Here is a 15,787-nt window from a genome sequence, read left to right as displayed (position 1 = left end):
TCTGGACACTTTATACTCAAACCTTAATGCTTATACTTTGATACTTCTATCCAAAGCATAAACCATTTTTTGAATCTCAGTAGTTTTCTCAATCAAATCGGCTGATAATTCATCATCTAGTAATTCAAGTCGGTTTGAAATAATCAATTGTGTCTCTAACTCAAAAGCTGAACCTTGGCTTATGTTCAAAAAATATTTGAATTGAGTACCACCTCCTCTACCAGAACCCTCAGCTATATTTGAAGAAATTGATACCCAACATCTTTTCATTTGTGAAATCAATCCAAATCTTTCTTCATTCGGCAAGAGTGATGTCGCTTTATAAACTTCAACAGCTAAGTCGATTGATTTTTGCCAAACTTTTAGTTCTTTAAAATTATGCATATGCTTTAGTATTAAATTATGAATACAAATATGTCTGGGATGATTTTATAAACTTGTTTACACTTATTATTCAATCTCGATACTTGATACCCACATCTTGATACTAATTACAACAACTCAAATATCCCCGCTGCACCTTGCCCGGTTCCTACGCACATGGTTACCATTCCGTACTTTTTATTTTGTCTTTTTAGCTCATTCGTGATCTGTACGGTAAGTTTTGCTCCTGTACAACCCAGCGGATGCCCTAATGCAATTGCACCACCATTTACATTAATTACGTCGGGATTTAAATCTAATGTTCTGATTACGGCTAACGATTGTGAGGCAAAAGCTTCGTTCAGTTCAATTAAATCGATATCCTCTTTTTTCAAACCGGCTTGTTTCAACGCTTTTGGAATTGCCTCAATTGGGCCAATCCCCATAATGCGTGGCGGAACACCCGCAATACCATAACTCACCAACCTGGCAATCGGTTCTGCATTTAATTCTTTCATTTTCTTTTCAGAAACCACTAGCACAAAAGCTGCCCCATCAGATGTTTGCGATGAGTTACCAGCAGTTACACTTCCAACCGCATCGAATACGGGCTTCAGTTTCGCCAATTTGTCTAGAGTAGTATCTGCACGTGGACCCTCATCGGTATCAACCACGTAAGAACGTGTTTTCTTTTTAAGGTTTGCATCGAGGTAATTTTCGTTTACTGTGATTGGCAGAATACCGTCTTTTAAATGACCGTTTTTTATAGCGTGAATAGCTTTTTCATGAGATTTTAACGAAAAAGCATCTTGATCTTCACGGCTCACATTATATTCTTTAGCTACTGCTTCGGCGGTTAAGCCCATGCCCCAATACCAGTCTGGATTGTTTTTTGCAACTTCTGCATTTGGTACAAGCTTCCAACCTCCAAAAGGCATTCCACTCATCACCTCTACCCCACCTGCAATAATACAATCGGCCATGCCAGCCTTAATTTTGGCAACTGCTGTAGCAATGGTATCTAAACCCGATGCACAATAGCGGTTTACCGTAACACCAGGAACTTTATCAGTATCCAAACCCATTAGCGAAATCATACGGCCAATATTTAAGCCTTGCTCTGCTTCTGGAGTAGCGTTACCCACAATTACATCATCAATCTGTTCGTTATCTAAATTCGGAACCGATGCCACTAAAGCCCTGATTACTTCTGCGGCTAAATCATCAGCTCTTGTAAAACGGAATACGCCACGGGGTGCTTTGCCCACTGCTGTACGATATCCGGCTATAATATATGCTTCCATTATTTTTAGTATTTTTATGGCAATAGCCAATATTATCTTTTTAATTTTTCGCGTTCGTCATGCTGAACTTGTTTCAGCATCTATCCTGGAAAGACCCTGAAATAAATTCAGGGTGACGTCGCAGAAACCCCATATATTTCTATGTATCCATTAATTCCTCAACGGTTTCCCCTTAGTAATTATCGACTGGATCCGCTCTAACGATTTCCGCTCACCTGCAAGTGATAAAAAGGCTTCTCTTTCCAGATCCAATAAATATTGCTCCGTTACTTCTGTTGGAGCCGATAAGTCGCCTCCACACATCACATAACCTAATTTTTCGGATATTTTTTTATCGTGTTCAGAAATGAAATGTCCCGCATACATGCTATTTGCACCAGCATAAACAATTCCTAAACCTTGCTTTCCTAATACTTTGATATCGTTGCGTTGTACAGGCTTCGTATAACCGGCATCAGCCAATTCTATTGCTTTAGCTTTTGCATCGGCCAATAAGCGGTTCCGGTTCATTGAAATCGAGAATTTATCCTTTTGCAGATAGCCCAGCTCGTAAGCCTCGTAACCAGAAGTAGAAACTTTCGCCATTCCGATGGTTAAGAAACGGTCTTTCAAAGCATTTTGCACAATCTGATCATCTTTATACTCATCAGAAGCACGCAAAGCAAATTCTTTTGTTCCGCCGCCACCAGGGATAACGCCAACACCAAACTCAACCAAACCCATATAGGTTTCGGCCGAAAGCTGAACGTGATCGGCATGTAAACTGAATTCGCAACCACCACCCAGGGTTAAATTATGCGGGGCAACCACAACCGGAATAGAAGAATAACGGATGCGCATCGAAGTATTCTGGAACATTCTGATCGCCATATTCAATTCATCCCACTCCTGCTCTACCGCCATCATAAAAATCATACCCACATTTGCACCGGCAGAGAAATTTGCACCATCATTGCCGATTACCAAACCACGGTAATCTTTCTCGGCCATATCAATCGCTTTGTTTATTCCAGAGATCACATCCCCGCCAATGGTATTCATTTTGGTGTGGAATTCTACATTCAGAATGCCATCGCCCAGATCGATAATCGAAACACCTGAGTTTTTCCAAAGGGTTTTATTTTCGCGGAGGTTATCCAAGATGATGAACTCATCGGTTCCTGGTAAGGCTTTATAACTTTTAGAAGGGATATCGTAATATTTTTTAACGCCATCTTCTACTTTATAGAATGAAGTATTTCCGGCATCGAGCATTTCATGTACCCAAGCCGCAGCTTTATTGCCATATTGCTCCATTCCTTCGATGGCTTCTTTTACGCCAACTGCATCCCAAAGTTCGAAGGGGCCAAGCTCCCAACCGAAACCAGCACGCATGGCATCATCGATACGGTACAATTCGTCAGAAATTTCAGGAATTCTATCTGATACATATTCAAATAAACCAAATGAAGAATGGCGGAACAACTCGCCCGCCTTATCTTTTCCTTTGGCAAAAATCTTCATACGCTCACGAAGATTTTCAACCGGTTTAGTCATTTCTAAGGTAGCCGATTTTACTTTTTGCTGTGCTTTGTATTCTAAAGTTTTTAAATCAAGCGCCAGGATTTCGGTTTTACCATCGGCAGATTTGGTTTTTTTATAGAAACCCTGTTTGGTTTTATCGCCAAGCCATTTGTTCTCTTCCATTTTTTGCACGTATGCTGGAAGTTTAAACAAATCGTGTGCTTTATCATCCGGACAGTTATCATAAAGTCCTTTTGCTACTTTGATCATGGTATCTAAACCCACCACATCCGAAGTACGGAAAGTAGCCGATTTTGGTCTACCCAAGGCTGGTCCGGTAAATTTATCAACCTCTTCTACTGTCAAATCCAGTTTTTCAACTAAATGCAAAAGTGCCATGATGGAATAGACACCTACACGATTGGCAATAAAAGCTGGAGTATCTTTACATAAAACAGTTGTTTTCCCTAAAAACTTATCGCCATAATGCATCAGAAAATCAACAATTTCAGGTTGCGTGTGTGGTGTAGGGATAACCTCTAACAATTTTAAATAGCGGGGCGGATTAAAAAAGTGTGTACCGCAGAAATGCGATTTAAAATCATCACTCCTTCCTTCAGCCATTAAGTGGATTGGAATACCAGAAGTATTCGAAGTAATCAATGTGCCCGGTTTACGGAACTGCTCTACCTGCTCGAAAACTTTTTTCTTGATATCAAGATTTTCGACCACGACTTCAATTACCCAATCGTAACCGGCAATTTTCGGCATATCATCGTCGAAATTTCCAGTTTTGATCTTATTTAATGCTTTTTTGCTATAAACTGGCGATGGATTGGTTTTTACGGCCGTTTGCAAAGCTGTATTAACAATCCGGTTTTTTACAGCTGGATTATCCAATGTTAATCCTTTTGCCTGCTCTTCGGGACTTAGCTCTTTGGGGGCTATATCTAACAACAAAACCTCTACACCAATGTTGGCGAAGTGGCATGCAATACGCGACCCCATAATACCCGAACCTAAAACTGCAACTTTATTAATGCTTCGTTTCATTATCTATTTGCTTTTCATTAGTCTGATAGAATCATTTATGTAGCAACCTACCAAACAGATTTGATTGTTATATTTGTTAATCAACAGTATAGGCTACCGTGATATCATTTAGTTTTATCAATAGGTTAATAAAAGTCTCTTTCTCCTTTTTAGAGAAATGCTCATCGAGATATTCATTAAATTTTCGAACAACACCTTTAGCCAATTGTTTTTTCTCTTTACCGAAATCAGTTAGAAAAACCTTTACCGATCGTTTATCACCTGCGGATGTTTCACGGTAAATAAGGTTGGCCTCTTCCATATTATTTAACATACGGGATAAACTGGTTGCTTTAACCCCAAGTAAGCCTGCTAAATTTGAAACCGCAGTTCCCTCGGCATCATCTATATTAATAAGCATATAACCAATGGCCTGGGTAATCCCAAAACCAGATGCCATTTGATTGTACTTATTAAACATATTTTGCCAGGCAAACTTAATGTGGTAATCTATGGTTTGTTGTTGTTTCATTTTGCTAATTTATTATGCTTGCATAACAAAGCTAATGAATGTATTTTGTTAATGCAACAGAAAAATTCAAAATATTTGTCAAATTTTTCTTATCATAGTCAAACACAAAATGAAAACACTTAATATGTTAAAAGCTAGAGGAATTCTCTTATTTAGCCTATTTATTTTATCGGCTACAATTTGTAAAAGTCAGGTATCTTATTTCGGAGCTGCTCTTTTAAACAGTCAAAAATTAGAGATATTTAAAAAAACAACAACCTTGTTTACTTTACAGTATGCGGATTATGCTGAATTAGAAAAATTTGATCGGGCCATTAAAAAAAACTGGACGATTACACCTTATAAAATTATTAAACCCGAAGAACTTGCCCGTTACGATACGCTTTCAAACTATTCGTTCTTCTATTTCGATGGTTATGCCAATAAGCTGGATAGCACCAAAAATGTAAACGTAGTTTACGCATTAAAGCTGGTTAGTCCATCCAAAAAACCTAAAACAAAGGAAGAAAGTGTATTTGCGACGGTTACACTTTTTGCTGATCGGAGTACCAATCTTCAAATAGAAATTCAGGACATTACTACTGGCTCGAAAAGGGCGATAAGAAATAACCTTATATCAACCCTTTACAACAAGTCGAATTTTCTCAATTGGTCGCCAGGATTTTTAACAGGGTATTTAAAACAGATTAATGATGGATTGCTCGCAAACAAGGATTGTAATTTAGATTACCAGTTTTACAATAAAGTACGTTTACCAGAATTAACAAAAGAAACGCTGTATGTGCCTGAGTATATTAAGCAGGTATTCTCATCCAAATTGACTCTTTTGCCTCAATCGGGGGTAGTTTTAGAACCTTATAATTATAAACTCAAATTTGTATCGTACAAGGAATTGGATAGTTTAATTTTGAATACTGAAACGAATATTAAGTATGTAGTTTACACTCAACGTTCTAATGATAAAATAATCAGTGTTTATGATAGCAAAGACGATAAAATCATTTACCAGCGTTTTTATCCGCAATCACCAAATTTTGAAATGAATGATTTAAGCGAAATCAAAAAAGTAATTGTTTCGCTTAAATAAAATGAAAATGCAATTAAACAATAGTGCCGTCACCCTGAATTCATTTCAGGGTCTATTGGCTAGAAAGATGCTGAAATAAATTCAGCATGACGATCGAGTAGAAATCTAGTACAAATAAAAATCTATTTAAAACAAAAAGCTCTGGTTTGCACTAATCTGGTCTTAGTGTCTCATGAAGACATTAAAAAATGCTAACATAACATTACAGAACTATCTTATGTCGTAGCGAGACGCGACGACTAGCATTAGGTGGTTTTAGCATATAAAAAAAAGCGCCCCAATAAATTCGGGGCGCTTTAATATGTGTGTTAAAACAGACTAGTAAAGGGTAAACTCTACACGACGGTTTTGTTGACGACCAGCCGCTGTTTTGTTGGTAGCAATTGGTTGACCCATACCATAACCTGTAGCCTCAATACGTGATGCATTTGCACCTTGAGAAACTAAATAAGCTTTTACAGATTCTGCTCTATCTTTTGATAAACGCAAGTTTAATTCTTTTGAACCTGTATTATCTGTGTGGCCAGCTAATTTTAAGCTAAAGTTTTTCTGGATTAATAATGCAGCAACTCTGTTTAAAGAAGCATAAGATTTAGAACGGATGGTTGCTTTACCTAAATCGAACTCTAAGTTTTTAATCGCTTCGTTAACAACTTTACGATCTTCTTCGGTTACGATTACTTTCTCTACAACTTTTTCTGGAGTTTTTAACGGACAACCAGAACCATCAACAACAGTACCAGCTGGTGTATCTGGGCATTTGTCTAATTTATCTGCAACACCATCGCCATCTGTATCTTTCAAGATGTCGTTCATTTCTGAACGTAGTTTTGCATTTTCAGCTTTTTGAGCGTTTAAATCAGCTTTTAAACCTTCTGCAGTTTGTTTTGCTTTTAAAGCTTCATCGTACGTTAAAGCTACCGGATTGTGGAAAGCCAATTGTTTTCCGCTACCTAAAGCAAACTCTAAACCAGCGTAAGCGTAGTTATATTTATCGTTTCCATTTTTATAATAACCGTCTAAGTTATCACCATCAACAAAGTTGATAGTCCAGCCTAAATCTAAATTAACCGCGTCAGAAATTTTAAATTTAGCCCCTAAGCCTACAGGAATAATCAACTCATTGATGTTATCCCCACCATTAAGTGTCGAAGTTCCAGCTGCTGTAGTAATGGTCGGTTTGTAGGCCGCGATACCAGCACCGGCAGAAGCGTAAAGCTGTAATGTATTCTCTTTTTTAAACATATCAATATTGAACATGTTTACTACAGCATTTAAACTTCCTGAATAAGATAACTCTGTATCGAATGCTCTTACTGGAGAGTTGTTTACCAAACCACTTTCGTAAGGCTCGGTATTATCTCCCTTTAATTTACCACGAACTCCATCTAAACGAAGAGAGAAATAAGGTGTAAATTGTTTTTTAATGTAAAGGCCATAACCTAAACTTGATTTGTTATTACTGAAATCATTTTTCCCACCTAATGGTGACAATGGAGTAAGTACACCAGCGTTTACACCGATAGACCATGTTCTGAACGTTGTTGCGGAAGTTGCAGGGCTTTCTTGAGCTGAAGCAACCGACCCGATGAGTAAACCAGCGAGTGCAACTGGGAGTGTTTTAAATAGTTGTAGTTTCATAAATTTTCTTTTAACGTTGAATAAGCGTTGGCACACGTATTGCAATAGCCATACCAAAAATACAAGCATGTAAAAATACTTATCAACTTTTCAACACTAATCGCCAATGCAACACACAGGCAAACTAAAAAATAAGTTATAAATAGTAAACGCCTGGCTTTTAATCCGCCTCACCTTATTAATCTTCCAAAATCAAAATCTTTAGTTTCGGACTTTAGTACCCCTATTTCCTGTTGACATTTTACGGGCGGAGGTAATTGTCGGTACCCTTCTTGTTAAAATAGATCAATGCCAATTTATCAGACAGGGTAAGTCGCTCCTGCAAATTATGGGTAAATATTTTTCACTCCTTTTTTTGATCATCTATTGCCTCATGCCGTAGCACATCCGCCAAAATTGTATACTATTTGATATCGCCGGCAAATTTCCATTGGGTACTGAAATTTTCGGGTAATTGCTGGTTGGTTAACAAGGCCCTTACCATTTCTACAGGCATATTATTTTCGCGGAGTATGCGATTATGAAACTGAATATTGGTCATTTTACCACTTTGTACCAGCTCTTTGTGCAATGCCCTGAACTGTAATCCACCTAACATGTACCCAATTTGGTATAATGGCCCATAACCTCCGGTAAACGATCTACGTACCTCTGCTTCTGCGTTAGCACGTTCAAAACCAACACGATCTACCAAAAAATCGATACACTGCTGAGGTGTCCATTTGCCTAAATGGTAGTTCATTGAAAAAATGATACGCGCACAACGGTGCATGCGCCAAAAAAGCATTCCAATTTTATCTTCAGGAGATTTTGCAAAATTCTGGTCCCACAGCAACATCTCCCAATACAGCGACCAGCCTTCCGTCCAGAAAGGTGTACCAAATACTTTGCGATAAGGCTTGTAGCGGCTTTGCATAAAATACTGAAGGTTGTGCCCGGGAATAAGCTCATGAAAAACTACAGCTCTGGAAAAATGCCTGTTATTGCCACGTAAGGTCATCATTTTGGCATCCTCGGTCATGTCTTCTGTTGGATAAGCAATTAATACGGATTCGCCACCTAGAAAAAACGGCGCAAATAATTGCTCCTTCGGACTTAGCATGCGCATGCGCCAGCCTTCTTTAGCCAGGGCTGGAATGGCGATGAGTTTATTTTTCTCTACAAAGTCTATGGCTTCATTAGCCAGTTCATAAACCAGTTCAGGCTGTTTCCCCAATTCAGGATAATCTGTTTTTACTTTTTCAAGTGCTTTTTTCCATTCGTTACCAAAGCCCATTTGTTGCGAGGCTTTAAGCATTTCGGCATCACACCAGGCAAATTCTCTCATGGCAATGGCCTCAATCTGCTCAGGAGTATAAGCAATCATCTCATCCTTTAAGCTGCTTAATAAAGCTATTCTTCCTATCGGATTGCCAATAATGCCACTTCCATCGTCTTTGGCATTTGACGGCTTAGCTATTTTACCCAGTGCAGCAGCATAATCCTTTACGGCATCTACTACATCAGGATAAACTGCTTTGGTGGCTTTGGTGAATTGCGGATCGTAGCCATCATAAAACTTATAAGCTTCGGTAAATACAGCCAGATATTGATTAACGGTTTCCTGCGCCCAAGAAGCCTGTACTGGCGTAACTGCCAGGTCTTTGTTTTCTACTGCTTTTGTGGTTTTCTGAATAGCTTCTTTCAGTTGTTCGAATTGTTCTTTGGTAATTTTACCATCTTGTTGCTGGCCAACTCTTCGCTTTGCTTCAAAATCCAACAGTATTTTGGCAAAAGGCAAAGTAAAAATACTGCTTCTAAATTCGGCGTAGTGCTGTTGCAAACTTGCCGAATCTGATCGGATATCGCGTTTAAGCAAAATATAATCTACCCTTTCATTTACAGTTAGCTTGTTAAAAGGCAATGCCTTTAATTGTTTTTTCCATTCAGCATAAAAGCGTTCCATCCGCTTAAAGTATTCTTCCGATCGCTTGAGCGTATATTTACGGTTTAACATGGTCTCGTCTGATTGGTATTGATTAATCAGCGGACTCACCAGGCTGGCTTCATTAGTTTGAGCGTGTAATTGTACTGTAACTGTTAGAAATAAAAACAGCGAAAATAGTTTGCGCATAGCGATTGGGGCATGTTTGATTAGCTAACGCAATATAGCTAAACCGCCAAATATTTGCAGAGGGTGCCTGTGTAACTTATTGAAGATATTAGACTAAGGAAGTCCAAATTAAATGTTTAAAAAATAGTTAAGCGCAATGCCTTTAATCCACTTAGTCCCTGTAAATCTTCCAAATCAAGATCTTCAGTTTCAGATTTCAATACGCCAGTTTCCTGCAGATATTTCACAAAGGGCAGGTAATCGTCAATATCTCTTTTATTGAAATAGATCAGTGCTAGTTTATCGGGCTGGGTAAGGCGCTCCTGCGAATTGCGAATAAGTATCTTATCGATCCTTTTTTTGATCATCTGATACCTGATATTGTAAGCGCCTTCTACATCGAACTTCCGCTCGTCGATCCTAAAACTAATGTCTATTGGATGGTTATGGATAAAGATAAGTTGTGTGGTGGCCAACTTAACGGCCAGATCGGGCTGGAGCTGCTGAACCATTTTGGCAATTTCAGCCATTGATGATAGTTGCCATAACCGTAGATTTTTAAGATGGAAGTGATTAAAAATCCGATCAGGAGCGATAGACTGCCCGATATAAATATCGTATTCAACACCATCTGTCCTGAATTTTTCGAAATAACAGGGATAAGAATCCTGCAGTTTTTCGCGTTCACTTTCAAAATAATTGTTAATGGCTGTATTAATCAGCTGCATAGATGTTTCCAGCGCCTGACGGTGTTTATACACTTCGCCATGAGGCACCGAAATGCGGTCGAGATATTTACCGATTACCTTTTGGGTATCAGGATGCGATTGGGAGATGAGCTTTAGGTAATCGCTGGTTTCTTCTTTAAGGAAAATATTGAGGTTGTTTTCATCAGTTGTGTTCAACTCGTCGCCCTGTAAAATATCACTCCACTTGTTGCAGTTAAAAATAATTTCTACCAGCAAAGCATCGCTATAAATTTTGCTCAACTCTTCCAGCGTTTCTCGAAACAGGCTCAAGTGCAGGCTCAGATCGGCCTTACTGGCTACATTGCGTTCAGTAGTAGAATTCCTAATATCTATTGCGCCATAAAAGGGATAAACGTCTGCAAAACTAATATCCTCATTACGCTGTGGCAAATTCCTTTTCTTATTGTAAAGGTGATGCCAGGCAGCTTCATTAAACTTCCACTGTACAGCAGGTTGGATAGAGGTATATTTTTCTTTGATGATGTTTTCAATCTCAAGATTAAACTCATCGATATAGACCTGTAAGAGTTGAGCAATAGGCGCTAAAACGGGCTCCAATAAAGTAATTTTTTTTTCGTCGAAAGTTTCTCCAACCCAGGTGTGCATGCCTAATACGCCAACCAAAATCTGGTTGTGAAATACAGGTAGGAGCGCCATCGATTTTACATTTAGCTCCCTAAACCTGTCTAACCAGGGAAACATCTCTTTGCTTTCGGCCCAGATATCGGGCGAGTAAAAGGAATTCGGATTTGCGGCGTAACCTTCGGCAATCTGCCGAAAAGCTTCGGGACTTAAAGTTTCTTCACCCCATACAGAAAACAACAGACCGCTTCCGCCTTTTACATACCCATAAACCATTTTGTTGTTTACCCTTACGAAAGGAAAAAGATCGAACTGGATATTGGCATTTTGCACCAGCACTTTAAGCGATTGTATCACCTCTCCATAAGCGACACCCTCACTGCCTGGCACACGGCTCAATCTTATACTTTTAATATTTTCTACCGCCTGCTTGGCAGTAACATCGGTAATGGTAAGCACCGAAATACCTCTAAGCTCAAAAAGAGTTAGTGGCAGCACCTGCTGTAGCTTATCCAATCCAGACTCGTCACTCAAATATAGTTGTAACTCCCGGTAGCTAAGATCGGGCAATGGCTGCTTAGCCTTAACTTCGATAAAACTGGCATTTACACCGATATGGAAGTAACCCGGCAAGCCGGTATCGGCATTGATGCCTGAATGGTATTTTTCTTTTAAAGGCACATGAAATGCATATAATTCGTTAAGAATGAAGGAATAGATAAAATGCAGGCGATCATGCTGATGTTGCTCAAGCGTTTTTGACCCGGCAAAACTATTCTGATCTTTTTCTTCATGTTCAAGCAGTTCGTACATCAGCTCCGTTCCATAAAAAGTAATGGGCTGCATTGGTGCACAAAGCCCCCAGGCCTGATGGTCTTCTGTTAAAAGTGCTGGCGAAAGACAGGCATACATATGTTCCAGCAGTAATTCGTGCTGATAAATATCTTCGATAGCGATAACCTGTTCATCAATTCCCTGTTTTTTAAATTCTTTTAAGGCATTGCTATAAATGGTAGATTTTACAGTTCGTTCTTCTTTAATTTTTCGCTGCAGGTATTTGATAAAAGGGCCAAAAGAGATTGCCGAATCTACCTGGGGTAAATCTGGGTAATTTCGGGCAAGATTAAATATGCGCTTTTTCATCTCTTTAAATTTTAAACCACACAACTAATTGAATTGCAAAAGATTGACTAATGCTAAGATAAAAAATAGATGTGAGAAATCGCTACCAGCCAATGGCCTTATCATCTCCCCTTGGGTCGGCACCGCCCTGATAATTGCCCCATTTAGTTTTTAAGATGGCATCAACCCTGCCAATCGCACCTCTCGGTACAATTTTATAGCCTTTTGCTTTTAATTTTTCGAGGGTTAAACTATCGATGGCATCTTTTTCGATATACACTTCATCTGGTAACCATTGGTGATGAAACTTTTTAGCAGCCACAGCCGACTGCATCGACATATCAAAATCGATTACATTTATAATGGTTTGAAATACGGATGTGATGATGGTTGAACCGCCTGGAGTACCCACCACCATAAACAATTTTCCCTCTTTCTCTACAATACTCGGTGTCATAGAGCTTAGCATTCGTTTATTGGGTGCAATTGCATTGGCTTCGCCACCAACTAAACCGTACATATTAGGTGCGCCAGGTTTAACAGAAAAGTCGTCCATTTCGTTATTCAACAGAAACCCGGCTCCTTTTACAGCAACTAACGATCCGTAAGAACCATTTAAGGTAGTGGTAATCGAAACAGCATTTCCATCGCGGTCTACAATAGAGAAATGTGTGGTCTCTTCGTGCTCTGCCCCTTTTATTTCACCGGCCAAAACAGCGCTGCTTGGTGTTGCTGCTGCCCAGTTAAAGTTCGACATGCGTTTTTTATTATAATCGGCGCTCAACATTTGCTGTTGTGGAACAGTATAAAAATCAGGGTCGCCTAAATGTGTTGCCCGATCGGCATACACTCTTCTTTCGGCTTCTACAATTACCTGAACTGTAGAGTCTGCATTATGCCCCCACTTTTTTAATGGGAAATTTTCTACACTTTGCAGTAATTGAATCAGGGCAATACCTCCACTTGAAGTTGGCGGCATGGTAATAATTTTATAGCCTCTATAGTTGCCTGTTATGGGTTTACGCCAGGTGGCGTGATAATTTTTTAAATCTTCTTTTGTAATAAGTCCATGGCCTCGTTGCATTTCAGCCACAAGCGAATCGGCTACAGCACCTTCATAAAAACCTTCCCTACCTTTTCCCTGGATTAGTTTTAGCGTATTGCCAAGCTCTTTTTGAACCAGAAGATCATTTTCCTGCCAGGTACTTTCTAAATTTACGAAGGCCGTTCCATCGGGATTAAAATCCATAAACTTTCTATGCAAACCATTCAATTCGCTTGCCTGCCGCTTAGTAATTTTGAAACCATTTTGCGCCAAATTTATTGCCGGTTGTAACACCTGTGCCCAAGAAAGCTTCCCATATTTTTTGTGTGCCTCTACCATACCATCTACTGATCCTGGTACGCCAGCGGCTAAATGCCCAAATAAACTTTTATCTATAATTGGATTCCCAGCCGAATCGAGATACATATCTCTGCTAGCTGCCGCAGCTGCTTTTTCTCTAAAATCCAAGGCATTTATTTCGCCGTTTGCACCACGGTACACCATAAAACCGCCCCCACCTATATTCCCAGCGTTTGGATAAACCACAGCAAGTGCAAACTGAACAGCAACAGCTGCATCAACCGCATTCCCACCTTTTTTTAAAATATCTACACCTACTTGCGATGCTTCCGGATGGGCAGAAACTACCATCCCATTTTTATATTCACCACTATTGTTTTTACCCAATTGTCCGGTTACGCAACCAGCCAATAACAGCACAACGCTTAGGTATATTAACGATTTTTTTATGTTATTGAGGGGCTTTATAGTTTTCTGCATCTTTATATATTTTTTCGATTACCTCATTGTTTTTCTCGGTAATCACTTTTCTTTTCAAACTTAATTTTGGGGTAAGCTCTCCTCCATCTATGCTCCACTCTTTTGGTAACAGCGCAAATCTTTTTACCTGCTCCCATTTACCGAAACCTACATTTGCCGCTTCGACAACCTCGTTATATTTAGCTAGCACCTGTTCATTTTTAATAATCTCTTCGTTCGAGGTAAAAGTAATGCCCTTTCTTCCCGCCCAGGTTTTTAAGGTTTCGAAATTTGGAACAATCAGTGCAGAAGGGAATTTTCTATTTTCGCCTAAAACCATAATCTGTTCGATAAAAATTGATTCTTTATATTTATTCTCCAGCATTTGTGGGGCAACGTATTTACCACCTGCTGTTTTAAACATTTCTTTTTTACGGTCTGTAATTTTTAAAAAGCGGCCATCAACCAGTTCTCCAATATCTCCGGTATGGAACCATCCCTCTTTATCCACTGCCTCATCGGTTAAATCAGGTCGGTTGTAATAACCCTTCATTACCTGGTGCCCTCTGGTTAAAACTTCGCCATCCTGCGCTATTTTAACTTCCACCCCTTTAATTACTTCACCAACGGTACCGAACATGGTTCCGCCGAAATGATTAACGGTAATTACCGGTGAGGTTTCTGTTAGTCCATATCCTTCAAAAACAGGCATACCAGCCGCCCAGAAAATTCTGGCCAAACGCGGATTTAGCGCCGCTCCACCCGATACAATCACTACAATTTCACCGCCCAGTGCTTCCTGCCACTTTTTAAAAACCAGTTTACGGGCAATCCCCAATTTGAAATTATACCAGGCCCCCGCATCAATTGTATACTTTTCGGCTAAAGCTACCGACCAGAAGAAAATACCTTTTTTAATCCCCGTTAATGCTTTCCCCTTCTCCATTATCTTATCGTACACTTTTTCGAGAAGCCTTGGAACTGTAGAGAATACATTGGGTTTTACATGCTGAATATCGGCTACAATGGTTTCCATACTTTCGGCATAATAAACTCCTGTATAATTAAACAGATATAAATAAATGATCATCCGCTCGAAAATATGCGAAAGCGGCAAAAAGCTTAACCCTTTTTTAACGCCTTCGGGTATCACCACAGCCGAGTTAACAAAATTTGCCACCAAGTTATGATGCGTTAGCATTACACCTTTTGGCGTACCCGTAGTGCCAGATGTATAAATTAGGGTTAATACATCTTCGGGTGCAACATTAGCACGATATTTTTCCAAATCAATATCTGTACTCGCTTTGCCCAATTCGATTAATGTATTCCAGTTTTCGGTTTCTGTAATTTCGTTAAAACTATAAATCTTAATGGCTGGGTTAATTGCATCGGCACAAGGTTTAATTTTTTTATACAAATCTTCGTCGGCTACAAAAATAATGGCGATTTCTGCATCTTTTAAGATAAACTGGATATCGTGCTCGGCCAAGGTTGGATATAAGGGAATCTGATAGGCACCGATTTGGTTGGCTGCAAAATCGGCAATATTCCATTCAGGTCGGTTGTGCGACATTACAGCGACCCTGCCCCCTTTGCCTATTCCTTGTTTAATTAATCCGCGGCTTAGGTTATCTACGGCAGTACAAAAATCGGTTGTACTATAATTTATCCATTTTCCGTTAATTTTTCCGCTGATGAATTCTTGCTTTGGATTTTCGAGGCTATATTTCAAAAGATCAAAAACCCGTTTAATTTCTGCCGCCATATGAATTGTTTATTATTTGGTTAAGTTAAAAAATCAAACATAAAGATTAACATCTATATGCCTTTTTAATAAAAATAATACCTCGTAGTTAATAAAACGCTGTATTTACTTTTCGTAAAAAATATTTAAATAAACTTAGTGATTACAAAATTACTATGCAAGCATTGTTTTTTATCCTTATGGATTTTTACCAAAAAAACAGAAACGG

The 15,787-nt window shown here is 39.1% G+C and carries 10 protein-coding genes; 1 reads left to right on the top strand and 9 read right to left on the bottom strand.

Translation table 11 applies throughout. The features are described from left to right. Window positions 1-30: 30 nt before the first annotated feature. The 4 genes from AC1DNH_RS06980 to AC1DNH_RS06965 form a co-directional block, all read right to left on the bottom strand. A complete protein-coding gene (locus AC1DNH_RS06980; RefSeq protein WP_477580148.1) occupies window positions 31-384 on the bottom strand; it encodes a four helix bundle protein in 354 nt (117 codons plus the stop codon). A gap of 107 nt (window positions 385-491) precedes the next feature. After that, window positions 492-1,667, bottom strand: a complete 1,176-nt coding sequence (locus AC1DNH_RS06975) for an acetyl-CoA C-acyltransferase (RefSeq protein WP_477580150.1) — start codon at window positions 1,665-1,667, stop codon at window positions 492-494. Between the two features lie 150 nt (window positions 1,668-1,817). Then, a complete protein-coding gene (locus AC1DNH_RS06970; RefSeq protein ID WP_477625279.1) occupies window positions 1,818-4,223 on the bottom strand; it encodes a 3-hydroxyacyl-CoA dehydrogenase NAD-binding domain-containing protein in 2,406 nt (801 codons plus the stop codon). 76 nt (window positions 4,224-4,299) lie between these two features. After that, window positions 4,300-4,734: a MarR family winged helix-turn-helix transcriptional regulator gene (locus AC1DNH_RS06965; RefSeq protein ID WP_477580154.1), complete on the bottom strand. Its 435-nt coding sequence runs from the start codon at window positions 4,732-4,734 to the stop codon at window positions 4,300-4,302. Window positions 4,735-4,843: 109 nt separating this feature from the next. Between AC1DNH_RS06965 and AC1DNH_RS06960 the strand changes: the two genes are divergently transcribed. After that, window positions 4,844-5,821, top strand: a complete 978-nt coding sequence (locus tag AC1DNH_RS06960; RefSeq protein WP_477580156.1) for a hypothetical protein — start codon at window positions 4,844-4,846, stop codon at window positions 5,819-5,821. A 318-nt stretch (window positions 5,822-6,139) separates the two neighbouring features. On the opposite strand, the gene AC1DNH_RS06955 is transcribed toward AC1DNH_RS06960, so the two are convergent. The 5 genes from AC1DNH_RS06955 to AC1DNH_RS06935 all read right to left on the bottom strand — a co-directional run bounded on the left by AC1DNH_RS06955 (window position 6,140) and on the right by AC1DNH_RS06935 (window position 15,579). Continuing rightward, window positions 6,140-7,462, bottom strand: coding sequence for a DUF6089 family protein (locus tag AC1DNH_RS06955; protein ID WP_477580158.1), 1,323 nt, complete (start codon window positions 7,460-7,462; stop codon window positions 6,140-6,142). Between the two features lie 403 nt (window positions 7,463-7,865). After that, a complete protein-coding gene (locus AC1DNH_RS06950) occupies window positions 7,866-9,575 on the bottom strand; it encodes a DUF885 family protein (RefSeq protein ID WP_477625278.1) in 1,710 nt (569 codons plus the stop codon). Window positions 9,576-9,691: 116 nt separating this feature from the next. Next, complete coding sequence (locus tag AC1DNH_RS06945; protein WP_477610009.1) at window positions 9,692-12,028, bottom strand: GAF domain-containing protein; 2,337 nt, start codon at window positions 12,026-12,028, stop codon at window positions 9,692-9,694. 82 nt (window positions 12,029-12,110) lie between these two features. Next, complete coding sequence (gene ggt, locus AC1DNH_RS06940; protein WP_477580163.1) at window positions 12,111-13,832, bottom strand: gamma-glutamyltransferase; 1,722 nt, start codon at window positions 13,830-13,832, stop codon at window positions 12,111-12,113. Continuing rightward, on the bottom strand, window positions 13,804-15,579 hold the full coding sequence (locus AC1DNH_RS06935) for an AMP-dependent synthetase/ligase (protein ID WP_477580165.1): 1,776 nt from the start codon (window positions 15,577-15,579) through the stop codon (window positions 13,804-13,806). Before AC1DNH_RS06935 ends, ggt begins: the two co-directional genes overlap by 29 nt. Window positions 15,580-15,787 lie beyond the last annotated feature (208 nt).

It is taken from the genome of Pedobacter sp. 01N310 (genome assembly GCF_056399805.1).
This window is presented reverse-complemented; position numbering and strand designations above follow the sequence as displayed.